Origin of the sequence: Microbacterium sp. K24, assembly GCF_004794465.1 — a bacterium.
In the GTDB taxonomy this organism is placed as follows: Bacteria; Actinomycetota; Actinomycetes; order Actinomycetales; family Microbacteriaceae; genus Microbacterium.
The window spans coordinates 19,648-43,709 of sequence record NZ_SSDJ01000092.1; the positions used below are offsets into that span (position 1 = coordinate 19,648).

22 protein-coding genes are annotated in these 24,062 nt (G+C 70.1%); 12 read left to right on the forward strand and 10 right to left on the reverse strand.

Features of this window, described 5'->3' with window-relative positions; translation table 11 throughout:
• Positions 1–7: 7 nt before the first annotated feature.
• The gene (locus DW306_RS07780) at positions 8–1,654 is read right to left on the reverse strand and encodes a cyclic nucleotide-binding domain-containing thioredoxin-disulfide reductase (RefSeq protein ID WP_136055044.1); all 1,647 of its coding nucleotides are present in this window, start codon (positions 1,652–1,654) and stop codon (positions 8–10) included.
• A gap of 98 nt (positions 1,655–1,752) precedes the next feature.
• Positions 1,753–2,409 (reverse strand): GntR family transcriptional regulator, encoded by a 657-nt coding sequence (locus DW306_RS07785; protein WP_136055045.1) that lies wholly within the window; start codon positions 2,407–2,409, stop codon positions 1,753–1,755.
• Between the two features lie 146 nt (positions 2,410–2,555).
• Here DW306_RS07785 and DW306_RS07790 point away from each other — a divergent pair, with 146 nt between their 5' ends.
• Genes DW306_RS07790 through DW306_RS07810 form a run of 5 tightly spaced genes read left to right on the forward strand, consistent with a single transcriptional unit; the run spans position 2,556 to position 9,595 of the window.
• On the forward strand, positions 2,556–4,655 hold the full coding sequence (locus DW306_RS07790) for a beta-galactosidase (protein ID WP_136055046.1): 2,100 nt from the start codon (positions 2,556–2,558) through the stop codon (positions 4,653–4,655).
• Entirely contained in the window at positions 4,652–6,046 is a 1,395-nt protein-coding gene (gene gcvPA / locus DW306_RS07795; protein WP_136055047.1) for an aminomethyl-transferring glycine dehydrogenase subunit GcvPA, read from the forward strand. Before DW306_RS07790 ends, gcvPA begins: the two co-directional genes overlap by 4 nt.
• Complete coding sequence (gene gcvPB, locus DW306_RS07800) at positions 6,043–7,677, forward strand: aminomethyl-transferring glycine dehydrogenase subunit GcvPB (protein WP_136055048.1); 1,635 nt, start codon at positions 6,043–6,045, stop codon at positions 7,675–7,677. The genes gcvPA and gcvPB overlap by 4 nt, the downstream gene beginning before the upstream one ends.
• A complete protein-coding gene (locus DW306_RS07805) occupies positions 7,674–8,816 on the forward strand; it encodes an NAD(+)/NADH kinase (RefSeq protein WP_136055049.1) in 1,143 nt (380 codons plus the stop codon). Before gcvPB ends, DW306_RS07805 begins: the two co-directional genes overlap by 4 nt.
• Positions 8,817–8,836: 20 nt before the next feature.
• A complete protein-coding gene (locus DW306_RS07810) occupies positions 8,837–9,595 on the forward strand; it encodes an SDR family oxidoreductase (protein ID WP_136055050.1) in 759 nt (252 codons plus the stop codon).
• A gap of 4 nt (positions 9,596–9,599) precedes the next feature.
• Here DW306_RS07810 and DW306_RS07815 read toward each other — a convergent pair whose 3' ends face one another.
• Positions 9,600–9,992 (reverse strand): VOC family protein, encoded by a 393-nt coding sequence (locus DW306_RS07815; protein WP_136055051.1) that lies wholly within the window; start codon positions 9,990–9,992, stop codon positions 9,600–9,602.
• Positions 9,989–10,270 carry a metalloregulator ArsR/SmtB family transcription factor gene (locus DW306_RS07820; RefSeq protein WP_205814118.1) on the reverse strand — a complete coding sequence of 94 codons (282 nt, stop codon included), beginning with the start codon at positions 10,268–10,270 and terminating at the stop codon, positions 9,989–9,991. Before DW306_RS07820 ends, DW306_RS07815 begins: the two co-directional genes overlap by 4 nt.
• Before the next feature lie 102 nt (positions 10,271–10,372).
• Here DW306_RS07820 and DW306_RS07825 point away from each other — a divergent pair, with 102 nt between their 5' ends.
• Positions 10,373–11,890, forward strand: coding sequence for an SDR family NAD(P)-dependent oxidoreductase (locus DW306_RS07825; RefSeq protein ID WP_136055052.1), 1,518 nt, complete (start codon positions 10,373–10,375; stop codon positions 11,888–11,890).
• Between the two features lie 174 nt (positions 11,891–12,064).
• Here DW306_RS07825 and DW306_RS07830 read toward each other — a convergent pair whose 3' ends face one another.
• Positions 12,065–12,403: a helix-turn-helix domain-containing protein gene (locus DW306_RS07830; protein WP_136055053.1), complete on the reverse strand. Its 339-nt coding sequence runs from the start codon at positions 12,401–12,403 to the stop codon at positions 12,065–12,067.
• 76 nt (positions 12,404–12,479) lie between these two features.
• On the opposite strand from DW306_RS07830, the gene DW306_RS07835 reads away from it, so the two are divergent.
• A complete protein-coding gene (locus tag DW306_RS07835) occupies positions 12,480–13,136 on the forward strand; it encodes an NAD(P)H-dependent oxidoreductase (protein ID WP_136055054.1) in 657 nt (218 codons plus the stop codon).
• Positions 13,137–13,585: 449 nt separating this feature from the next.
• Here DW306_RS07835 and DW306_RS07840 read toward each other — a convergent pair whose 3' ends face one another.
• Together DW306_RS07840 and DW306_RS07845 are read right to left on the reverse strand one after the other, a co-directional pair.
• Positions 13,586–14,893 (reverse strand): Nramp family divalent metal transporter, encoded by a 1,308-nt coding sequence (locus DW306_RS07840; RefSeq protein ID WP_205814119.1) that lies wholly within the window; start codon positions 14,891–14,893, stop codon positions 13,586–13,588.
• Positions 14,894–14,972: 79 nt separating this feature from the next.
• Positions 14,973–15,908 (reverse strand): dihydrodipicolinate synthase family protein, encoded by a 936-nt coding sequence (locus DW306_RS07845; RefSeq protein WP_205814120.1) that lies wholly within the window; start codon positions 15,906–15,908, stop codon positions 14,973–14,975.
• A 152-nt stretch (positions 15,909–16,060) separates the two neighbouring features.
• On the opposite strand from DW306_RS07845, the gene DW306_RS07850 reads away from it, so the two are divergent.
• Entirely contained in the window at positions 16,061–17,071 is a 1,011-nt protein-coding gene (locus tag DW306_RS07850) for a LacI family DNA-binding transcriptional regulator (RefSeq protein ID WP_136055056.1), read from the forward strand.
• Between the two features lie 132 nt (positions 17,072–17,203).
• Here the strand turns inward: DW306_RS07850 and DW306_RS07855 are convergent, their stop codons facing one another.
• Entirely contained in the window at positions 17,204–18,370 is a 1,167-nt protein-coding gene (locus tag DW306_RS07855; RefSeq protein ID WP_136055057.1) for an epoxide hydrolase, read from the reverse strand.
• 62 nt (positions 18,371–18,432) lie between these two features.
• Between DW306_RS07855 and DW306_RS07860 the strand changes: the two genes are divergently transcribed.
• Positions 18,433–19,392 (forward strand): YafY family protein, encoded by a 960-nt coding sequence (locus DW306_RS07860; RefSeq protein WP_205814121.1) that lies wholly within the window; start codon positions 18,433–18,435, stop codon positions 19,390–19,392.
• Between the two features lie 77 nt (positions 19,393–19,469).
• Here DW306_RS07860 and DW306_RS07865 read toward each other — a convergent pair whose 3' ends face one another.
• Both DW306_RS07865 and DW306_RS07870 read right to left on the reverse strand, forming a co-directional pair.
• Complete coding sequence (locus DW306_RS07865) at positions 19,470–20,546, reverse strand: HAMP domain-containing sensor histidine kinase (RefSeq protein ID WP_136055059.1); 1,077 nt, start codon at positions 20,544–20,546, stop codon at positions 19,470–19,472.
• A 10-nt stretch (positions 20,547–20,556) separates the two neighbouring features.
• Positions 20,557–21,228: a response regulator transcription factor gene (locus DW306_RS07870; RefSeq protein ID WP_136055060.1), complete on the reverse strand. Its 672-nt coding sequence runs from the start codon at positions 21,226–21,228 to the stop codon at positions 20,557–20,559.
• A gap of 87 nt (positions 21,229–21,315) precedes the next feature.
• On the opposite strand from DW306_RS07870, the gene DW306_RS07875 reads away from it, so the two are divergent.
• The 3 genes from DW306_RS07875 to DW306_RS07885 are packed head-to-tail and all read left to right on the forward strand — an operon-like array spanning position 21,316 to position 24,055.
• Positions 21,316–21,981, forward strand: coding sequence for a M15 family metallopeptidase (locus DW306_RS07875; protein WP_136055061.1), 666 nt, complete (start codon positions 21,316–21,318; stop codon positions 21,979–21,981).
• Complete coding sequence (gene alr / locus DW306_RS07880; RefSeq protein ID WP_136055062.1) at positions 21,978–23,102, forward strand: alanine racemase; 1,125 nt, start codon at positions 21,978–21,980, stop codon at positions 23,100–23,102. Before DW306_RS07875 ends, alr begins: the two co-directional genes overlap by 4 nt.
• On the forward strand, positions 23,102–24,055 hold the full coding sequence (locus tag DW306_RS07885; RefSeq protein WP_240747111.1) for a D-alanine--D-alanine ligase: 954 nt from the start codon (positions 23,102–23,104) through the stop codon (positions 24,053–24,055). The genes alr and DW306_RS07885 overlap by 1 nt, the downstream gene beginning before the upstream one ends.
• Positions 24,056–24,062: the final 7 nt, after the last annotated feature.

Genomic DNA, 24,062 nt, shown 5'->3' on the forward strand with positions numbered 1-24,062 from the left:
TTCCTCTCTAGAACGCGAGGGCGCGATGGACGGATGCCACAGCGCTCGATCCTTCGCCGACGGCGGCGGCGACGCGCTTCATCGACCCGCGGCGCACGTCTCCGGCGGCGAACACCCGCGGCGCCGACGTCTCGAACGGCAGCGGTTCGCGGCCGAGACCCTGCCACTGCTCGAGGGTCTGGATGCCGACGTCGGTCCCCGTGCGGATGAATCCCTCGGGGTCGCGGTCGAGGGTCGGCAGCCAGGACGTCGCCGGCGTCGCTCCGATGAAGCAGAACAGGCCGCGGGCATCGACGTCGCCGACGCTGTCGATGCGCACCGACTCCAGGGTGCCGTCGCCGTCGAGGCCGACCACGTTCGACGAGGTGTGCACGCGCACGCGCGGGTCGTCGGCGAGCCGGTCGGCGAGGTAGCTCGACATGCGGGTGCTCAGGTCGGCGCCGCGCACCACGAGGTGCACCGGCGAGCCGTGGGCTGCGAGGTAGAGCGCGGCCTGCCCCGCGGAGTTCGCGCCGCCGACCACCACGACGGGTTTGCCCTGCACCTGCCGCAGCTCGAGCGGGGTCGCGGCGTAGTAGACCCCGGACCGCTCGAAGTCCTCCCAGCGATCGAGCTCGAGCCGGCGGTAGGCCGCACCCGAGGTGACGATCGCGCTGCGCGCGCGGATGAGGCGGCCGTCCGACAGGGCGATGTCGAGCAGGTCGGGTCCGACGCGCGTCAACCCGACGGCTTCGCACGGCGCATAGACCCGCACCCCGAACTTCAGCGCCTGCAGGATCGCCTGACCGATCAGGTCGCCGCCGCTGACGCCGAACGGGAAGCCCAGGAAGTTCTCGATGCGCGACGTCGCAGCGGCCTGACCGCCCGGCGCCACGGCATCCAGCAGGACGGTGCTCAGCCCCTCGGACGCTCCGTAGATGGCAGCCGCGAGCCCGGCGGGACCGCCGCCGACCACGACCAGGTCGACGATCTCGTCGGCCTGCGCCTGGTAGCTGAGGCCGAGCTGCTCGGCGACCAGTCCGGGCGTCGCGCGCACGAGGGGCTCGCCCTGGATGAAGGCCACAGGGAGGTCGTCGAGGGTGAACTCGTGCGTGTCGAGAGCCTCGAGGTCGCCGGGCGCGAGCGCCACCGCCTTGTGCACCAGGTCGAGCCGCTCGGCGAACCGGCGCAGCCCCAGGAAGTCGTTGGAGGTCGTGGTCCCGAGGAACTTCAGCGTCATGGCCGCCGGTCCCGTGCGCAGCGACTCCCGCCGCGCCCACAGGGCATGCAGGATCACGTCGCACAGCTCGTCGTCCTCGTTCATCAGGGTGCGCAGTGCCGCCCGGGTCACGCGATGGACGCGCCCCCGCTTCGTCACGCGGGCCGAGAGGAACGCGCCCTGACCGTTCAACAGCCCCAGCTCACCGGCGAACATGCGCGGACCCATCGTCGTGATGGTGACCTCGCCCAACCACGGCAGTGCGTCGCGGATGACCTCGACCTCGCCGGACTCGATCACGATGAGGTCGTAGCCGGATTCGCCGGTGCGGAAGACGTAGTCGCCGACGGCGACCTCCTCCGGCACTCCCGCCGCGACGAGGCGCTCCCACTGTTCCTCGGTCAGCGTCGGAGACATGACCGGGTCCATCTCGACCGGCTCGGTCGCCTCTTCCATTCCGCCCACTTCGGTGCCCTTCGATCCGTATCGCGACCAAAGTATCGGTTTGCCGGGTGGGACTCCACTGTTCGGCGATGGCGGATGCCGGGACGCGTCTACGCGGTGAAGTAGCTGCTCGTCGCGTTGTCGAGGATGCGCTGCATGCCGTGCAGCCAGTTGAGTTTGAGGGCCTCGACGGCGCCGGGGACATCGCCGGCGGCCAGGCGGCGGGCGATCTCGGCGTGCTCGGCGGCGACGCGCTCGACCTTGACGTCTTCGGGGACCAACAGTGATTCATACCGGTGGAACGAGCTGCGCACGCTCTCGATCACCGCGAGCAGCCGGGTGTTCGGACAGGCCGACAGCATGACGCTGTGCCACTCGTCGTCCTTGGTGATGACGAGCTGGTGCTCGACGAGTTCGTCGGCGAAGGCATCCGCCATGTCCTTCAGGCGGATGCCGATCTCGCGCAGTTCCTCGGGCGGGCTGAGTTCGAGCGCGAGGCTCTCCAGGGCGGCCATGACGGGCGCGAGATCGCGGAACTCGGAGGCGCTGAGCGGGACGAATCGGAACCCCTTCCCGTTCTCGCTCTCGATCTGTCCCTCGGACTCGAGGGCGATGAGGGCTTCGCGCAGGGGTGTGCGACTGACGCCGAGCTCGGTGGCCAGCTGGACTTCGTTGATGCCTTCTCCGGGCTGCACGAGGCCGGCCCGCATCCGCTCCAGAAGCTCCGCACGCACCTGCGAGCGCAGGTTCCTGCGTTCGATCGCCATGCCTCTCCCGTTCTGCCGCCTGCTCGTCAGCCTATGGCTTGACGACCTCTGAGCGACGTCCTAGTGTGTTGTATACAGAATACAACCGGTGGACGAAAAGCGCCAGAGCTGCACCGCACCCGGGAGGAACTCAGAGAGGAGCCGTCGTGCCCGCATCCGCCGCCGAGCAGCCGATCCGGCGCGTCCGCCTCGACGCGCTCGCCTACGGCGGCGACTACAACCCCGACCAGTGGTCGGAGGAGACGTGGCATGACGACATCCGTCTGATGCGCGAAGCGGGCGTGAACATGGTCAGCCTGCCCATCTTCAGCTGGCCGCAGCTCGAGCCGGAACCGGGCGTGTTCGACTGGGCCTGGCTCGACCGCATCATCGATCTGCTGTGGGACGCGGGCATCGCGATCGACCTCGCCACCGCCACCGCGACGCCGCCGTCGTGGCTGCTGCGCGCGCACCCCGAGATGGCGCCATGGGACGCCGACGGGCACCGGCTGGAATTCGGCTCCCGACAGACCTACTGCCCCTCGTCGCCGATCTGGCGCGAGAACGTCGCACGCATGGCCCGCGCCATGGCCGAGCGCTACGGCGACCACCCCGGGCTCGCGATGTGGCACATCTCGAACGAGTACGGCGACCACACATCCCGCTGCTGGTGCCCCGAGTCGGCACGGCATTTCCGCCGCTGGCTGCAGAACCGCTACGGCGACCTCGACGGGCTGAACGAGGCCTGGGGCGTCAACGTATGGGGTCAGCGCTACACCTCATGGGAGCACATCGAGACGCCGAAGAAGGCGCCGGGTCCGGTGAATCCGACCAAGCTGCTCGACTTCGAGCGGTTCTCGTCCGATGCCCTCCTCGAGCTCTTCCAGATCGAGATCGACGTGCTCCGCGAGGTCACCCCCGACATCGCGGTGACCACGAACTTCATGAGCATGTTCCGCGACCTGGACTACTGGGACTTCGCGGCCGTCGAAGACGTCGTCACGGATGACGCGTATCCCGAGCCGGCCGACCCGACCTCGCACGTCGGCGCGGCGCTGAACTACGGACTCATGCGCTCGCTGAAGGGCGGGCAGCCGTGGCTGCTGCTGGAGTCCTCGGCGAGCGCCACGAGCTGGCGCGACGTGAACGTGCCGAAGGCGCCGGGCAAGATCCGTGTCGAGAGCCTCCAGGCCGTGGCCCACGGATCGGATGCCGTGATGTTCTTCCAGTGGCGCCAGGCGAAGTACGGGCAGGAGAAGTTCCACTCGTCGATGCTCGGCCACCGGGGCGAGCGGTCGCGCAGCTTCCAGGAGACCAAGGCGCTCGGCCTCGAGCTCAAGAAGCTCGAGGCGGTGCGCGGCACCCGCGTGCGCTCGCGCGTCGCCCTGGTCGTCGACTGGGATTCCTGGTGGGGCACGAGCGCGGTCGAGTCGCTGCCGTCGCAGCGGCTGCAGTGGGCGACGCAGGCCCGCGCCTGGCATCGGGCGCTGTACACGCTCGGTCAGCCGACCGATGCCGTGCGCGCCACGGGTCCGTTCGACGCGTACGACGTGGTCGTGGTGCCGAACCTCTATATCGTCGAGCAGCCGCAGGCCGATGCGCTCCGCGCCTTCGTCGAAGGCGGCGGACACGTGGTGGTCGGGCCGTTCTCGGGCGTCGTCGATGCGACCGAGAAGGTGCACGAGGGCGGAGCTCCCGGTCTGCTGCGCGATCTGCTCGGCATCGAGGTCGACGAGCAGTGGCCGATCGCCGACGGGCTCACCTCCCGCATCGACTACGCGGGCGAGAGCCTCATCGTTCCGCACTGGAGCGAGTGGCTCGAAGCCCACGACGACGTCGAGGTGCGCGGGGCGTATGCCGGTGGTGAGCTCGACGGCCTGCCCGCCGTGACCCGCCGCCCGGTAGGCGACGGCTCTGCCTGGTACGTCAGCGCGATGGTGGAACCCGAGGGGATGCTGCCGATCTTCCGCGACGTGCTGCACACCGCCGGCGTCGCGGCCCGTGACGACACGGACGTCGATGTCGAGGTCGTCACCCGCGCCGACGAGACCACCGACTACACCTTCTATCTGAACCACGGGCGCGCGCCGGTCGCGTTCGAGCTGGGCGGCCCCGGAACCGATCTGCTCACCGGCATCCGCCACGACCGTCGCCTGGAACTCGGTCGGTACGGCGTCGCGGTGCTCGCGGCACCGCGGTCGGCGGCCGTGCCCTTCGCCACCCTGACCTCGCCTCTGCACGACCACGAACCGAAGGAGGAAGCATGACCACGTTCGTGCATCCGTACATCCCCAATACGGCGCCCGAGTCGCGCGCGGCGATGCTCGCCGCCGTCGGCGCCGAATCCGTCGAGGAGTTCTACGCCGACGTCCCCGCGTCGCTGCGTCTGAACCGGCCGCTCGACCTGCCGGCGCCTCTGATCGCCGAGCAGGATCTGGCTCGCCACGTCCGCGGCATCCTCTCGGCGAACCGCTCCACCGAAGAGCGGTTGAGCTTCCTCGGGGCGGGCACGTACAACCACTACGTGCCGGCGGTCGTCGACGAGGTGATCCGCCGCAGCGAGTTCCTCACCGCCTACGCGGGCGAGCCCTACGAGGACCACGGGCGGTTCCAGGCGCTCTTCGAATACCAGTCGCTGATGGCCGAGCTGCTCGCGATGGATGTCGTGAACGTGCCGACCTACGACGGCTACCAGGCCACGGCCACCGGACTCGCGATGGCGGGCCGTCTCACCGGCCGCGGGCGCGTGCTCGCGCTGAGCGACGTGCTGCCGGAGAAGCTCTCGAAGGTGCACGACTACATCCGCACCAGCCTCGCGATCGAGCAGGTCGCGGCAGCCGACGGCACCGCCGACCTCGATGCGCTGAACAGTCTGCTGGGCGACGACGTCGCCGCCGTCTGGATCGAGACGCCCAGCGCCACCGGTGCGGTCGAGACCCGGCTGGCCGAGATCGCCGAGGCCGCGCACGCGGTCGGTGCGATCGTCGTGGTCGGCACCGATCCGATCGGCTACGGCGTGCTCACTCCGCCGTCGATGCAGGGCGCCGACATCGTCACCGGAGACATCCAGTCGCTCGGGCTGCACCAGTGGTTCGGCGGTGCGCACGCCGGCTTCATCGCCGTGCACGACGACGAGCGCTTCGTGATGGAGATGCCCTCCCGCCTGTTCGGGCTGGAATCGACCGACGTTCCCGGCGAGTACGGTTTCGGCGATGTCGCCTACGAGCGCACCTCCTTCGCCCAGCGCGAAGAGGGCAAGGAATGGGTCGGCACCGCCGCTGCACTGTGGGGCATCGCCACCGGCGTCTACCTGTCGCTGATGGGGCCTGCCGGCATGGCCGAGCTCGGCGAGCTGCTGCTGGCCCGCACGCGCTACGCACAGCAGAAGCTCGCGGCGATCCCCGGCGTCGAGCTCGGCGATGCGGCGCTGCACCTGCGCGAGTTCACGGTGAGGTTCGCGGACGCCCGCGCCACGGACGTCATCACCGCGCTGCGCGCACAGGGTATCGAGCCCGGTGTCGCGATCGACGACCAGACCCTGCTGGCGTGCGTGACCGAGGCCACCTCCGCCGCCGACATCGACCGTCTCGCCGACGCGATCACGACATTCACCTCCGACACCGGATCTTCCGACACGACGAAGGAGCACGGCGCATGAGCCTCCCCATCGCCCCCACGACCGGTCCGCGCCGCTTCCACCAGGCGAGCTGGAACGAGCCGATCGTCTTCGAGCTGTCCACCCCCGGTGAGCGCGGAGTATCGATCACTCCCGTGGAGCCGGCCGTGCGCGACGCGGTCGGCGACGTGCTCGCCGACCTGCCGGCCGGGATGCGTCGGCCTGCGCCGCCTGCGCTGCCCGAGATCGCGCAGATGCGCGTGCTCAAGCACTACCTGCGGCTGTCGCAGGAGAACCTCGGCTCCGACCTGAACGTCGACATCGGCCAGGGCACCTGCACGATCAAGTACTCGCCGAAGATCAACGACCAGCTCATCGAGGTGCCGCAGCTGCGGGCGCTGCACCCGGCGCAGAACCCCGACGACACCCAGGGCGCCCTGGAGCTCATCTGGCGACTCGAGCAGATGATGCAGGAGATCTCCGGGATGGATGCCGTCTCGCTCGCCTCTCCCGGCGGCTCGGCCGGCATCTGGACGAACATCGCGATGATCCGGGCCTACCACGAGTCCCGCGGCGAGGGCGATCAGCGCGACGAGGTCATCACGACGATCTTCAGCCACCCGTCCAATGCCGCCGCGGCCAAGGTCGCCGGGTACAAGATCATCACCATCTACCCGGATGCCGACGGCTACCCCGATCTGGATGCGCTGAAGGCCGCGCTGTCCGAGCGGACCGCAGCGATCATGGTGACCAACCCCGAGGACACCGGCATCTACAACCCGGCGATCCGGGAATGGGTCGACGCCGCGCACGCCGTCGGCGCCCTCGCCTCGTACGACCAGGCCAATGCCGCCGGAATCCTCGGGATCACCCGCGCCCGCGACGCCGGTTTCGACGTCTGCCAGTTCAACCTGCACAAGACGTTCTCGGCCCCGCATGGCAGCGGCGGACCGGGGGCGGCGGCCAACGCGGTCTCCGCAGCCCTGGCGCCCTTCCTCCCCGGACCGCGGGTCGAGAAGGTCGACGGTCGCTTCGTGGTCCGCGAGCCCGGCGAGCTGTCGATCGGACACGTCGCTCCGGCGCACGGAGTGATCCTGCACGTGGTGCGCGCGTACGCCTGGATCATGGCTCTCGGCGCCGAAGGACTGCTGACCGCGTCGCAGATCGCCGTGCTGAACAACAACTACCTGCTGAAGAAGGTGCTCGAGATCCCGGGCGCCTCGGCGCCGTACGCGACCGGACGCCGTCGCATCGAGCAGGTGCGCTACTCGTGGCAGGAGCTGTTCGAAGACACCGGCATCACGTCGGAGGAGATCGGCATCCGCATGGCCGACTACGGCTTCCACTACTGGACGAGCCACCACCCCTACGTCGTGCCGCAGCCGTTCACGCTCGAGCCGACCGAGTGCTACTCGAAGGCCGAGATCGACGAGTACGTCACCGCGCTCGCCCGCGTGGCGCAGGAGGCGCGCGAGGATCCGGAGCTGGTACGCACGGCCCCGCACAACCAGACCGTGCACCACACCCATCACGACGACCTCGACGACCCGGAGCGCTGGGCCGTCACCTGGCGCGCCTACCGTCGGAAGTACCCTTCGGCAGGCTCAGGACGACGCTTCGGCGAGGTGCCCGCGGACGCCGTCGCGCAGCTCGAGGAGTCCATCGCCTCGTGATCGGCCTGGTCGTCAATCCTGTCGCCGGCGTCGGCGGGCCCGCGGGGCTCGCCGGCTCCGACGGCGCGGACGTGCAGCGTCTCGCTCGCGGGCGCGGCGCGCGCTCGCGGGTGCAGGAACGGACGGCCGCGGCGTTGGCGGTGCTGGCAGCGCAGCATCCGGGCCTGGTCGTGGCGACAGCAGAAGGTGAGATGGGTGCGGATGCCGTGCGCGGCGCGGGGCTCGTGCCGTGCGTCGTCTCCGCGCGTCTGCCTGATCCGGCGCGGCCGACGGATGCTGCCGACACCAAGCGCGCCGTCGCCGCGGTCGCTGCGGCCGGAGCAGACCTGGTGCTCGTCGTCGGCGGGGACGGGACGCTGCGCGATGCCGTGTCCGGACTCGGTGCGGAGCGGATGCCGGCGGTGCTCGGCATTCCGGCGGGCGTGAAGATGTACTCCCCGGTGTTCGCGGTGAGCCCCCGGGCGGCGGGAGCGCTCGCCGCGGAGTGGATCTCGCGCGGCGGCCTCCCCACCGATGACCGCGAGGTGCTCGACATCGATGAGGCTGCGATGCGGCGGGCGCGCGTCGACCCCACTCTCTACGCGATGCTGCGCGTGCCGTACCTCGCCGGCCGCACGCAGGCGCGGAAGGCGGCGACCCCGGCATCCGAAGCCGCCGCGGTCGAGGCCGCCGCGCGCGGAGCGGTGGCCCGGATGCTGCCCGGCATCCGCTATCTGCTCGGGCCCGGCGGCACGACCGCCGAGATCGCCCGTCAGCTCGGTGTCGAGGGCAGTCCGCTCGGCGTCGACGTCATCCTCGACGGCGCGGTCGTCGTCCGCGGGGCGAGTGAGCAGGAACTCCTGGCCGAGATCGCGCGCGGACCCGCCCAGGCCGTCGTCACCGTCATCGGCGGGCAGGGCTTCCTCCTCGGGCGCGGAAACCAGCAGCTGTCGGCATCCGTTCTCCGCGCCCTCGGCGACGACCCGCTGCTCGTGGTCGCACCGGAGCAGAAGCTCATCGACCTGCTCGGCCGTCCGCTGCTCGTCGACACCGGCGATCTCGACCTCGATGCGCGGCTCGCCGGGCACATCCGCATCGTCACCGGCGTCGGCACGAGCAGCCTGTACGCCGTGACGGCTCCCGAACTCACCCCGGTCTGAAACCACCCGAAAGGAATCCCATGCGACTCGAGAACAAGAAGGCCATCGTCACCGGTGGCGCCGGCGGCATCGGCCGCGCCACGTCGATCGCGCTCGCCGCGGAAGGCGCGTCCGTCGCCGTCGTCGACCTGAATGCCGAAGCCGCCGAGGCCGTCGCCGCCGAGATCCGCGAGGCGGGTGGCACGGCCGTCGCGATCTCCGCCGATGTCGCGAGCGAGCCCGACATCGAGCGCGTCATCGCGACCGCGGTGTCGCAGTTCGGCGGCGTGGACGTCGTGTTCAACAACGCGGGCATCATCCGCCGCACGACCGCGGTCGAGACGACCGTCGAGGAGTGGGACCGCGTCTTCGGCGTGAACGTGCGTTCGATCTTCCTGATGTGCAAGCACATCGTGCCGATCATGGAGGCCGCGGGCGGCGGTTCGATCATCAACACCGGCTCCGGCTGGGGCCTCAAGGGCGGCGGACAGGCGATCTCGTACTGCGCCTCGAAGGGTGCGGTCGTGAACATGACCCGCGCGCTGGCGATCGATCACGGGCCGGCCGGCATCCGCGTGAACTCGGTCAACCCCGGCGACGTGAACACCGGGATGCTGCGCGAAGAGGCCCGTCAGCTCGCGCAGGACACGAACGCGTTCCTCGCCGAGGCCGCCGACCGCCCTCTGCGCCGCATGGGCGAGCCGCACGAGGTCGCGCAGGCCGTGGTCTGGCTCGCGAGCGACGACTCGTCGTACGTCACGGGCTCGGCGCTCGTCGTCGACGGCGGCGGCATCGCGTAACGCGTCAGGCGGCCTTCATCTGGATCAGCTGGATGAGGTTGCCGCAGGTGTCGTCGAGCACGGCGACGAAGGCCGTGCCGATGTCGGTCGGCTGCTGCGTGAACACCACGCCGAGGTCGGTCAGGCGAGCGTGCTCGGCGGCGAGGTCGTCGACGGCGAACTGGGCGAGCGGGATGCCGTCCTCGACGAGCGCGTCACGGTACGGCTTCACGGCGGGGTGGTCCGACGGCTCGAGCAGGAGCTCGGGACCGTCGGGCGCCTCGGCCGACTTCACCGTGAGCCAGGAGGCATCGCCGAGCGGGATGTCGTGATGCTTCGTGAATCCGAGCACGTCGGTGTAGAAGGCGAGGGCCTTCCGCTGGTCGTCGACGAAGATGCTGGTCAGTTCGATTCTCATGGGGTGCTCCGTGTGTTCGGCCAGCGCTCGGCGATGCGGGCGAGGGGCTCGGGGTGGAAGTAGTGGAACTTGGAGCGGCCGCGCCGTTCCGTCGAGATCAGTTCGGCCGACTCGAGCACCGCGAGGTGCTGCGACACGGCCTGACGGGTCAAGGTCACGCCGTGCCGCATCGCGAGCGTCGTGCAGATCTCGAAGAGCGTCTGTCCGTCGCGCGCCGACAGTTCGTCGAGGATGAGTCGCCTCGTCTCGTCGTCGAGCGCACGGAACAGATCGGTCATGCCTGTCATGATAGGCAAGTAGTGACTTGCATATCAAGGGGGGTCGGATGCTCGCATCCCCCGCGCGGCTGACCCCCAGGACTCTCGCGTAAAATCGGGACAATGACCGATGCGCCTCTCGATGAACCCGACCTGGGCGCCGGCATCGACCCCGACGACCTCGCCACCACTCTGCGCGTGCTCTCTCAGCTGCACGAGATCGACAACGAGCATCCGGACTTCGTCGCCGTGCGCCACGCGACCGCCGCGATGTTCAAGGCCGTCAAGCGCGTGCGCCGCAAGGAGATCCGCGACGCGATCGCCGAGGCCGACAAGGCCGTCGTCGCCCGCACCGCGACCGGTGCTCCCGACCGCATCGACGACGAGACCCGCGGCCACGACCTCGCCACCAGCGTCGTCGACGCCCCCATCGCCGGCGAACTGCTCAAGCCCCGCAACTGCTACATCTGCAAGCAGCCGTACACGGTCGTCGACGCGTTCTACCACCAGCTCTGCCCCGACTGCGCGCGCTTCAGCCACGGCAAGCGCAACGCCCGCACCGACCTCACCGGCAAGCGCGCCCTGCTCACCGGCGGCCGCGCCAAGATCGGCATGCACATCGCGCTGCGGCTGCTGCGCGACGGCGCGCACACCACGATCACGACGCGCTTCCCGCGCGACGCCGTGCGTCGCTTCTCGGCGCTGCCCGATTCGGGCGACTGGCTGCACCGTCTGCGCGTCGTCGGCATCGATCTGCGCGACCCCGCGCAGGTGATCGGCCTCGCCGACTCCGTCGCGGCGCAGGGGCCGCTCGACATCCTCATCAACAACGCGGCGCAGACCGTGCGGCGCTCGCCGGGCTCGTACTCGCTGCTGGCGGATGCCGAACTGCAGCCGCTTCCCGACGGTCCGCTGCCCGAGATGGAGACCTTCGGGCACACGGCCGACCCGCACCCGCAGGCGCTGCAGGCCTCGGTCGACGCGCATCCGCTGCTGTCGGTCGCGGCCCTCGGCGGCACGGTCGCCGAACAGGGCGGCCAGGCGCTCACGGCCGAGGACCTCGCTCGCCTCGCCATGGCACCCGGATCGTCGTCGCTGGAGAAGCACGCCGACGGCACCGCGATCGACGCGGGCGGACTCGTGCCGGACGTGAACCGCACCAACAGCTGGGTGCAGTCGATCGACCAGGTCGATCCGCTCGAGATGCTCGAGGTGCAGCTCGCCAACACGACCGCGCCGTTCCTGCTCATCAGCCGCCTGCGCGCGTCGATGGCGGCATCCTCCGCGCATCGTAAGTACGTGGTCAACGTCTCGGCGATGGAGGGGCAGTTCTCGCGGCGGTACAAGGGCCCGGGGCATCCGCACACCAACATGGCGAAGGCCGCGCTGAACATGCTTACGCGCACCAGCGCCGGCGAGATGCTCGAGACCGACGGCATCCTGATGACCGCCGTCGACACCGGCTGGATCACCGACGAGCGCCCGCACTACACGAAGGTGCGTCTCGCCGAGGAGGGCTTCCATGCTCCGCTCGACCTGGTCGACGGCGCGGCCCGCGTGTACGACCCGATCGTGCGCGGCGAGGCCGGCGAAGACATCCACGGCGTGTTCCTGAAGGACTACGAACCCAGCCCCTGGTGAGTGCCGGCCGCCTTGAGGCGGCTCCCGGACCCGGTACAGATGTCGGACGACACGCCAGATGTCGGACCGTTTCGGCCGTTTCGTCCGACATCTGGCGTGTTGCCCGTCAGCTGCGCCGGCGAAATCGCGGCGGATGCGGGGTGGCGGATGCCGGGACAGGCGTGCGTGAGCTTTTCAGGCGCCGCGACGCTCCAGGTTGAGCGACGCCCAGGCGCCGAGCTGGTCGAGGATCGGCAGCAGTCCTTCGCCGCTCGCGGTGAGCGCGTAGGACACGGTGATGGGCGGTCCAGCGTCGACCGTCCGCGCGACGAGACCGGTCTCAGCGAGCTCGGCGAGCCGATCGGAGAGGACGGTGTCGCTGATGCCGGCCACCGCGCGGCGCAGCGTGACGAAGGTCGAGGGGCCGGCGCCGAGGGAGGCGACGATCATGCCGTTCCACCGTTTGCCGAGCACGCTGAAGGCGAGTGTGACGGCGGCGTCACACCGTTGCACAGCCTCTTCCAGCTCGGGCATGCCCCCATCCTACTCGTGCTACGTTGACCAGTGTCGCTAAGAAAAACCTAGTGACTACGAAAACGAGAGGTCAGACATGTCCCTGTTCCGCCTGGATGCCAGCATCCTTCCCGCGTCGTCCGCCAGCCGCGCACTCGCCGACCTCGTCGAGGCCGAGTGGACGGCATCCCACCCCGACTCGACAGTGACCCGCCGCGATGTCGCCGCCGACCCGGTTCCCGCGACGGCGTGGACGGATGCCGTCACCGGCGGTTTCGTCGACGCGGCACAGCGGACCCCCGCGCAGAACGAGGCCCGTGCCCTCGCCACGACCTTCGCCGACGAGCTGATCGGCGCCGACGCCCTGCTGTTCGCCGTGCCGCTCTACAACTACGGCGTCTCGCAGCACTTCAAGACCTGGTTCGACCTCGCGTACACCGACCCGCGCATCGACCCGACCGGAACCGCCCTTCGCGGCAAGCCCGCGACGCTGGTCACGGTCCTCGGCGGCAACTACGCGCCCGGCACCCCCAAGGAGGGCTGGGACCACTCGACCGGCTGGCTCCGTCGTGCGCTCGCGGATGTCTGGGGTCTCGACCTGCGCGTCGTGCAGCGTCCGTTCACCCTCGTGGGTGTGAACCCGGCGCTCGACGCCTTCGCCGACACCGCGCAGGAGCTCAAGGAAGCCGCCGAGACCGACGCGGTCGCCTACGGCCGCGAGGTCGCTGCGCTGCGGGGTTCGCAGGTCGCCTGACCGGGTCTCGCCGCAGCAACTTCTGCGGCCATCCGCACCTTCTGCGGCCCGGATCGGGGGATCCGGGCCGCAGAACTTCGAGATGGCCGCAGAACGTGCCGGTCGCAGCAGCACCGGCATCCACACCGCGTCGGCATCCGCTGGCCTCGGGATCCGGGCCTCACTTCGCAGGTCGAGAACACGGATGCAGGTCGAGACGCGCGTTCCGGGCCTGCATCTGAGAAATCGACCTGCAGGTGTGTCGATGGACGACCGATGCGGGTGAGAACTCCGCTGGCCCCAGCATCCGACATCCCCTCATCCCGGCATCCACACCCCCATTCGGCACCCGCATCCGCACCCGCCCTCCCGCGGCATCCGGTACATCCGTCGGGCGAAAGCACGGATGCAGGTCCAGAAACGCGTTCTGGACCTGCATCCGTGAAATGTCCCGACGACTGTGTCGGCAGCTACCCGATCAGGGTCAGGAACAGCCGCACCGAGAGCGCCAGCACAGCCACGAGCCCGATGATGCCCGCCGCGTTCTGCCACCAGGTGTTGCGCATGTCGCCCATGAGCTTCACGCGGTTGGCCATCAGGATGATCAGCGCCGCGAGCACGGGGGCGACGAAGACGGTCAGCGCCTGGGCGATGACGATCAGCTGCACCGGCGACTCCTGGAACGTGATCGTGACGAGGATGCCGAAGGCCAGGATGCCGGCGCTCACGAGCTTCGCGGTGAGCGAGCTCGACGACGCGCCGCGTCCCAAGCCGTCGGACAGCATCGTGCCGCCGGCGGTCGCATTCGCGATCATCGACGAGAACGCAGCGCCGAAGAACCCCAGCGCGAACACCGTGGAGCCGACCGGACCGGCGAGCGGCTCGAAGATGCCGGCGAGGGCGACGACGGTGGGAGCCGCCTCTCCGGTCTTGCCCAGGACGGATGCCGCGACGACGATGACCAGCGCGGTCATGATGCCGGGGGCGACGATGCCGGGGATGGTGTCGACGATCGTGACGTCGCGGTAGTCGGCCTCGGTGCGGCCGCGTTCCTTCGTGCCGTAGGCGGTGTAGAAGGCGGCGTTGATCGAGAAGTTGGTGCCGACGAGGGCGACGATCAGCAGCCACGCACCGCCGGGGAAGGTCGGCAGGAGGCCGGCGCCTGCGGCCGCCCAGTCGGGGTTCGAGATGAACGCCGAGGCGATGAATGCGATCGCCATCAGCGCGACGATCACGACGAGCACCTTCTCGACGACGCGGTAGACGTTGCGGAGAAGCAGCAGTGCGGCGACCGCGGCGGTGCAGATGACCGTCCACATGATCGGGCTGCCGCCGAAGAGCATCGACAGCCCGAGGCCGGAGCCGACCGCGTTGCCGACCGAGAAGCAGAGAGTGATGAGGAACACGCCGATGCCGGCGAGCACACCGACCCAGCCGCCGAGGTGCTCCTTGATCGACGAGATGAGCGATGTCGGCGACTTGATGCCCAGGCGCACCGCCATGTCGGTGAGGAAGATCATCAGGATGGTCGACACCACGATCACCCAGATGAGGGCGTACTGGTAGCCGCTTCCGGCTTGGACCGCGGTGGTCAGGTTGCCGGGGCCGAACTGCCAGGCGCCCGCGACGAACGCCGGACCGATGAGGGCCAGGTGCTGCCAGAACGGGCGTCGTTGCTTGCGTGAGGTGACGATGTTCTTCATCGTCTCAGTGGAGACCCGCCCGTAGCCAGTGCCGGGTGTGGTCGAGGCGTGACGCGTCGTGGTGCGTTCGTTCATGGTCGTGTCCTTCGAGTCGTCGTTGACTGCAGGGAAGTGGGGGGCGAGGCGGTCTCGGGCGACCGCCCCGCCCTGGTCGTCACGCGGGGACGGTGACCTTGCCGAGCCCGGCGAGGGCGAAGGCGGCGGCGATCTCGGCATCCGCTCCGTCGGGCAGGGGGAGGAGCGGGGTGCGGACCGTGGCGTGATCGAGGATGCCGCGCTGCACGAGGCCCCACTTCAGGGCGACGGTGCCCTCCATGTGCGACCCGCGGTGGTAGACGTTCTGCGTCACGGGGAGCAGGCGCTCGTGGATCGCGTGGGCGGCCTCGTAGTCGCGCGCCTTGCCCGCAGCGATGAGCTCGATGAGCGGCTCGGGGGCGACGTTGCCGTAGCCGACGAGCAGGCCGTCGACGTCGAACATCGTCGGCAGCAGGTACTCGTCGTGGCAGGAGAGGATCTGCAGCTCGGGGTAGGCGGCACGCAGCGCGGGGATCTCGGTGTACCAGCGACGCATGTTGCGCACGCCGTTCTTCGTGGCGAACACGCCCTCCTGCCCGGCGATCTCGAGCTGCGTGTCGAGGTCGTACGTCGCCTTGGTGTTGTCGGGGTACTGGAAGAGGATGAGCGGCAGGCCCGACTCCTCGTAGATCTCGCGGTAGCGCGACTGCGGGGCGCCCTGCTGGTAGCCGAAGCGCAGCCAGCCGTGCGAGGGGTAGACGAGGCCGGCGGTGGCGCCGGCGTCGACGGCGGCCTTCGCCTCGAGGGCGGCGGTCTTGTTGCCCTCCTTCGTGATGCCGGCGATCACCGGGACGCGGCCATCGGTCGAGGCGACGAACGCACGGATGACGTCGAGCTGCTCCTCTTCGGTGAGGAACGTGCCCTCGCCGGCATGGCCGAGCACGACGAGGCTCTTGACCCCGTCGATCGAGCCGAGCCAGGAGCCGAGGCGCTGGATGGCGTCGTAGTCGACGGCGCCGTCCTCGGTGAACGGGGTGACGGGGGCGGGGTTGAGGCCGCGGAGGTCGAGAGTCATGATCGGTCCTTTCCTTGGAGCTTCTTCGCTGGTGTTCTCGGCTTCGAGAATGTGGGAACGTTCGCGGGAACGTTTGCAGGAACGATTGCAAGTATGATCGGGGATGCCGGGGTTGTCAACACCCCGATCCCGATTCCGTCGAGGAGGACGCCGTGGACGAGCAGCAGGAGAGACACGTCGTCACGCTCAAGGACGTCGCCGCGGCTTCCGGCGTGAGCATCTCGACCGTCAGCCGCGTGCTCGACGATCGCACCCCGCCGTCGCGGTCCTCCACGGCCGAGAAGGTGCGCCGGATCGCCGACGAGCTCGGCTATCGCCGGAACATGTTCGCCTCCGGATTGCGTCGCGGTGCGACCGGCACCATCGGCGTGCTCGTGCCGCGGCTCACCGACCACGTCATGGCGCTGATGTTCGAGGCGATCGAGCGCACGGCTCGGGCCCGCGGCTCCTTCGCCGTCGTAGCGACCTGTGGCGACGATCCCGCAGAGGAGGCGCGCGCGACGGAGACGCTGCTCGACCGCAATGTCGACGGGCTCGTACTCGCGACCGCCCGGCTCGATGACACGCTGCCCGCCTCTCTCCGGGAACGTGGGGTGCCGCACGCGCTCGTGCTGCGCACCGACGGGGTGAGCCCCTCGGCGCTCGGAGACGACGAGGCGGGCGGCTACTTCGCCGCCCGGCACCTGGTCGATCTCGGCCACCGCGAGATCGCCGTCATCACCGGACCCTGGTTCACGTCGAGTGCCCGAGACCGACTCGCCGGCGCACGTCGCGCGCTCGCCGAGGGCGGGCTGGAACTGTCGGAGGAGCGCGTGATCTCCACCGGGTACGGCATCGAGTCGGGCCACATCGCCGGTCGCTCGCTGCTCGACGGCACGGGATCCCGTCCGACGGCGATCTTCGCTGCGAACGACAATCTCGCGATCGGGGTGGTCGCGGCCGCCACCGCTGCCGGATTGACCGTCGGACGCGACGTTTCGGTGGTCGGATACAACGACATCCCGCTGGCCGCCATGCTCCCCGTGCCGCTCACATCCGTGCGCACGGCCTTCGATCAGATCGCCGCGAGTGCACTCGACCTGATGGGTGGGCCCGCCGGGAGCATCACCCGCGCCCTGCCGACGCTGATCCCCCGGGCGTCGACCGCGGCGCTCGGGCGCTGACGGTTCGCGGCATCCGTCCGTTCCGGCATCCGTCCGTCCCGTTTGCAGGTCGAGAACACGGATGCAGGTCCAGAATCCCGATCCGGACCTGCATCCGTGATATTCGCCTGCAGATGAACCCGTGGCCGCCGACTACCGCAGCGACCGCACGAACTCGCGCACGTCCTCGACGAGCATCTCGGGTTCCTCCATCGCGGCGAAGTGTCCGCCGCGTCCTTCGACGTCGGTCCAGCGGACGATGTTGTGCGACCGCTCCTCGGCGAAGCGCAGACCCACGTCGTGCGCGAAGACGATCACGGCGGTGGGCACGCCGGAACTCTCGGGCTCGGACCCCCAGTCACCCTGCTGCGCATAGCCGACGAAGGCAGAGCTGCCCGCCGACGCCGTGAACCAGGAGAGGGCCGCGTTCTCGAAGACGAAGCGCTCGCCGAGGATGTCGACCGCGGACGCCTCGGCCGGGTGCGTCCACGCCTGCAGCTTGTCGAGGATCCACGCGAACTGTCCGACGGGGCTGTCGGAGAGCACCTGACCGACGAGGCCGGGCCGCGTGGACTGGATCGCGATGTAGCCGAACTCGTTCTGCATGAACTCCCGGATGCGCCGCACGCGGTCCTGCTCGAGCGGGGTCAGCGACGCGACGGTCTCGTCGTCGAGATCGCCCGCGAAGTTGCCGAGCGAGCCGTTGACGTGCACGCCGATCACGCGCTCCGGTGCGAGTCTGCCGATCTCCGGGGCGACTCCGGCGCCGACATCTCCGCCCTGCACGACGAAGCGGTCGTAGCCGAGGCGCGTCATGAGCTCGAGCATCGACGCGGCCATCTCGGCGGTTCCCCATGATGCGCCGACCAACGGTGTCGAGAATCCGAAACCGGGGAGCGAGGGGATCACGACGTCGAACGCGTCGGCCGCATCGCCGCCGTGCGCGACGGGGTCGGTGAGCGGTCCGATCAGCGCCTCGAACTCGAGGAACGACCCCGGCCAACCGTGCAGCAGCAGGAGCGGCGTCGCCTCCGGGTGCGGGGAGCGCACGTGCACGGCATGGATGCTCTGGCCGTCGATCGGGGTGATGATCTGCGGGAGTGCGTTGAGGCGCTCCTCGGTGGCGCGCCAGTCGTGCTCGGCCCAGCGGGCGATGAGGTCCTGCAGCTCGACGGAGGGGATGCCGGTGCTGCGGTCGTCGACCGGCAGAGGCTGCGGGAATCGGGCGTTCCGCAGCCGTGCGCGCAGGTCGTTCACGGCGGCGTCGGAGATCTCGATGCGGAAGGGCTGGACGCGAGGGTCGTTCCGGTTCGTGTTCATGACTTCACTCTCTCGATGAAAGCGGCCACAATATGTCCTGATAAGAAAAGAGGCTGGGGAGCATGACCCGTACCACCGGACGCACCCTCGAGCTCCTGTCGCTGCTGCAGGCCCGCCGCGAGTGGAGCGGGGTCGAGCTGCAGGAGCGTCTCGAGGTGAGTGCCCGCACGCTGCGGCGCGACATCGACGACCTGCGAGAACTCGGCTACGGCATCGAGGCGACGCGCGGCCGCCACGGCGGATACCGCCTCGGTGTGGGCGCCGCCGTTCCGCCGTTGACTCTTTCGGTCGACGAGTCGGTCGCGATCGCCGTCGGGCTGCGTGCCGCCGCGACGGGCGTCGTGACGGGGATCGAGGAGGCGTCCGCCCGTGCCCTCGCCAAGTTGGAGCAGTCGCTCTCGCCGGCGACGCGACGGCAGATCGTCGAAGTCGAGCAGGCGATGGTTCCTCTCACCACTCGGCACGACGACATCGACATCGCGGTCGTCACGACGATCGCCACGGCCATCACGGAGCGGCGGCGAATGCAGGTCGACTACACGCGCCACGACGGCGAGGAGGTCCGTCGGGTCGTCGAGCCGCACCGCGTCGTGCACACCGCCGAGCGCTGGTATCTCGTCGCGTGGGATCCGGAGCGGGAGGCCTGGCGCACCCTGCGCGTCGACCGGATGCGGCATCCGCTCATCCTGCGCGACGAGTTCCCGCGGAAGGACATCCCCGACGAGGCGCTCCGGCGGTTCACCACCCGCAGCATCACGACCGCGCCGTACCGGTACCGCGCGCGCTTCCGCATGCACGCACCGGCCGATGTCGTGAGCCGGCACTTCGACGCGACGGTCGCGCAGGTGGTTCCCGAGACGGATGGCACCAGCATCCTCACCGCCGGCTCCGGCTCACCCGAGGAGTTCGCGCTGTACATCGGCATGTGCGGCATCGAGTTCGAGGTGCTCGACGGCGACGAGGTGCGACAGGCGATGGTCGAGGTCGCGGGTCGGCTCCTGCGGGGGGCCGGGGCGGACTGACACTTTCGAATCGCGCACCTGGTCGCTTTTTAGCCCGAAAGGCGACCAGTTGCGCGATTCGAAGGCGGAGGGGACCCTCAGCCCAGCGGGGCCGGATACGGATGCGGCAGCCACACCGTCACGATCAGGCCGCCCTCCGCGCGCGGGGTGAGCACGAGCGTCCCGCCGTGCGCCTGGGTGATGCGCTGAGCGATCGCGAGGCCGAGGCCGACGCCCGCGTGATCCTCGCTTCGGGTGCGCTCGGCGCCGCGCTGGAACGGCTCGGTGAGAGTCGCCACCCGGTACGCCGGCAGCACCTCGCCGGTGTTCTCGACCACCAGCGCCACCGCGTGCGGCTGCAGGTGCGTGCGCACCGCGACGGCCCCGCCGGATGGCAGGTTGTGCACGACCGCGTTGAGCACGAGGTTCGTGACGAGCTGCTGCAGCAGGGCCGACGAGCCCAGCACCGGAGCGGCGACGCCGCCCACCTCGACGGCGACCCCGCGTCGATCCGCGAGCGGCAGGAGAGCCTCGACCGCCTCTTCCGCCAGGAGCGACAGATCGACGACCTCGCGGGGGAACGACCGACGCTCCGCGCGGCTGAGCATGAGGAGCGCCTCGGTCAGCTCGATGGCTCGCGCGTTGACTTCGTACAGGCGGGAGATCAGCGCGTCGACGTCTCGATCGGGATCGGTGCGGGCGACCTCCAGCAGCGTCTGCGAGATCGCCAGCGGAGTGCGCAGCTCGTGCGAGGCGTTCGCGGCGAACCGCTGCTGCTCGGCGACCTGCGACTCGAGCTGCTCGAGCATCGAGTCGAACACGTCGGCGAGATCGCGGAACTCGTCGCGCGGACCTTCGAGGGAGACGCGGTGCGAGAGGGAGCCCTGGGTCGCGAGCTTGGCGGCGTCGCTGATGCGATCGAGCGGCGCCAGCATCCGTCCGGCGAGCAGCCAGCCGCCGCCGAGCCCGAGCGCGATCAGCACCACCATGACCACGCCCGCGACCGGCACGAACGCGCGCAGCAGGTCGGAGCGGTTGGGCACGAAGATGTCGGCGACGATCTGCACATCGGGCACGTAGCGCAGCAGGAACAGCCCCACCGCGGCAAGCAGCAGCACGCCCGAGAACACGACGATGCCCGCGTAGCTCAGCGTGAGCTTGAGCCGCGCACTCATCCCGCGCCGCCTAGGCATCGGCATCCGTCTCGATGCGGTAGCCGACGCCGGGCACGGTGAGGATCAGCCACGGCTCGCCCAGGCGCTTCCGCAGCGACGACACCGTGATGCGCACGGCGTTCGTGAACGGGTCGGCGTTCTCGTCCCACGCCCTCTCGAGCAGTTCCTCGGCGCTGACGACCCCGCCGCCCGCGTCGACCAGCACCTCGAGCACGGCGAACTGCTTGCGGGTCAGGGCGACGTAGCGGCCATCGCGGTACACCTCGCGGCGGAACGGGTCGAGGCGGAGTCCGGCGACCTCGAGCACCGGCGGGCGAGAGCGCTGCCGGCGTCGATCCAGCGCACGCAGCCGCAGCACGAGCTCGCGCAGCTCGAACGGCTTGGTGAGGTAGTCGTCGGCGCCGATCTCGAACCCGGACGCCTTGTCGTCGAGACGATCGGCGGCGGTCAGCATGAGGATCGGGATGCCGGTGCCCGATGCCACGATCCACCGGGCGATGTCGTCGCCGGAGGGGCCGGGAACATCACGGTCGAGCACGGCGAGGTCGTAGGCGTTGATGCTCAGCAGCTCGAGGGCGGTGTCGCCGTCGCCGGCGATGTCGGCCGCGATCGCCTCCAGGCGCAGCCCATCGCGAACCGCCTCGGCGAGGTAGGGCTCGTCCTCGACGATCAGCACACGCATGGCTGCGATCCTACGCACCCGCGCATATCGGGAGCATATGGAAAAGCGCATACGCCCCGGCAACCGGCATCCTCCTTCACTGGAGACATGAACACCCGCACCATCCCCGTCTCCCGCGGCAGCCGCCGGCGAGGACTCATCGTCGCCGCGATCGCGCTGGTCGTGATCGTGATCCTCGCCTTCGCCGTGCAGCAGTCGCTCGCCGCCGCATCCGCCGCCGTCTCGCAGCAGACGACGACGTCCGACGCCTCGGCTCCGCCGCCACCGGACCTCACCGGCTCGGTCATCGCTCCTAGCGATGCCGACGGCGTGATCCGCGACGGCGACCAGCCGACCGTGTTCGACACCGACCGGGTCGCGATCGGCAACCTCGATCCGGCGCTGCTCGACGCCCTGCAGCGCGCGGCGAACGATGCCGCGGGCGACGGCCTCGAGTTCCGGGTGAACAGCGGATGGCGGTCGGCCGCACTGCAGGAGCGGATGCTGCAGGACGCGATCACCCAGTACGGCTCCGAAGCGGAGGCGGCTCGCTGGGTCGCCACGCCGCAGACCTCGGCGCACGTCTCCGGCAAGGCCGTCGATCTCGGTCCGCTACCCACGCTCGACTGGCTCGCCCAGCACGGCTCGGAGTACGGCCTCTGCCAGACCTACGCGAACGAATCATGGCACTACGAGCTGCGACCGGATGCCGTCACCGACGGCTGTCCCGAGCAGTACGCCGACCCCACCGAAGACCCGAGGATGCAGCCATGACCGCCCTGCTCGCCACGGAGCGCACCGCACTCTCTCTTCTGCCGGCGCCCACGCTCCAGACCCTTCCCGCGGCGGTGGCGGAGAACGTGCGCCGGGTGCGTGCCGAAACCTCTGCCCGGATCATGGCGGTGGTGAAGGCCGACGGCTACGGTCACGGTGCGGTCGCCGTCGCCCGCGCCGCGGTGGACGCCGGGGCCGAGTGGCTCGGTGTCACCGATGTCGCGGAGGCCGTCGCGCTGCGCGAGGCAGGTCTCTCTCAGCCGATCCTGACGTGGCTGAACCCCGCGGGAGTCGACGCGGCGGAGGCGGCGCACCACCGCGTCGACATCGCGGTCGGGTCGGTCGAGGAGCTCCGCCGACTCGTGGCTGATGCGGAGGCGCCGGTGCGCGTGCACCTGCACATGGACACCGGCATGTCACGAGGAGGGTGCCCGCTGGGCGAGTGGCCGGAGCTGTTGCGCATCGCGCGGCAGGGGAGGGGGCGCGTCGAGGTGGTGGGGGTGATGGGGCATCTGCCGCGTGCCGACGAGGGGGATCCGCGGGCGAACGAGCCCGCGGTGCTGCGGATGCGGCAGGCACGCGACGCGGTGCTGCGAGCAGGGTTCGGGCCCCTGCTCGTGCACCTCGCCGCAACCTCGGGGGCGCTGACCGACGCGGCGACGCACTTCGGAATGGTGCGCATCGGTGCGGGGCTCGTCGGCATCGACCCGTCCGGCTCGGTCGTGCTGGAAGGGGCGTCGCGGTTCACGGCGTCGGTCGTGCAGACCGCTGCCGTGCCGGCGGGAACGCCTGTCGGATACGGCGGAACGCACGTCACATCACGGCCGACGAACCTGAGCATCGTGGGGGTGGGGTATGCCGATGGCATCCCGCGGGAGCTGCGTGAGGGTGCGTCGGTCGAGATCGGCGGGGCGCGGCATCCGCTCGTCGGGCGGGTCTCGATGGATCAGATCGTCGTCGACACGGGGGATGCCGCGTTCCCGCGCGGCACGGCCGTCACGGTCTTCGGGCCGGAGGGCGGAGCGGTGCCGTCGGTGCAGGAGTGGGCGCGGTGGGCGGGCAGCATCCCGCATACGATCGTGACCGGCATCAGCGCCCGCGTGCAGCGGAGCATCGCGTGATGCCGCGCGTGCTGGTCATCGGCGGCGGGCAGAACGCCGAGCACGAGGTGTCGTTGGCCTCGGCGGGTGCCGTCGCGGCGGCGCTCCGCATCACGGGTCACACCGTGACCACCGTGACGATCGACCGTGACGGGATCTGGCGTGCCGACGGCATCGCGCCGTGCGCTTCACCCGCGGAGTCGCTGGCCCGGGCGCTGCCCCTCATCGCGGAGGCCGAGGTCATATTCCCTGCGGTGCATGGAGCCCTCGGAGAAGACGGCGCCCTCGCCGCGCTGGCGGCGCTCGCCGGCGCCAGGATCGTCGGCTCCGACCTCCGAGCGGGTGCGATCGGCATGGACAAGTGGGCGACGAAGCTCGTGGCGGATGCCGTCGGCATCCGCACCGCCAAAGGGAGGCTCGTCGCGGCCGAGGACATCGGCGACGCGGAGTTCGAGGAGGAGGTCGTCGTCAAACCGGTCTCGGCGGGGTCGAGCTACGGCGTGAGCCTCGTGACGGAGGGCGGTGACCTGTTGGGCGCGCTGCGCACGGCCGCGCGGTTCGACCGGCGCATCCTGGTGGAGGAGGTCGTGCGGGCCCGCGAGATCGATGTGGCGGTGCTGCGCGAGGCCGGGGGCGTCCGCTGGGCTGCTCCTCCGCTCGAGATCCATGCGAGCGGACTCTTCGACACCGCGACGAAATACGACGGGAGCGCTCGGTTCACCGTGCCCGCCCAGCTCGACGCTGCGGAGACATCGGCGCTCAAGCGGGCGGCGATCGCGATGTTCGACGCCCTCGGGTGCGCGGGTGTGGCCCGCATGGACTTCTTCCTCACCGACGACGGTCCCGTGCTGAACGAGGTGAACACCATGCCGGGACTGACCGCCGCCTCGCAGGTGCCGCGGATGTTCGCGGCGGCCGGAGTGGAGTACACCGACCTCGTGAGTCGGATGGTGCGGGCGGCGCTGGCGGGGTGAGACCATG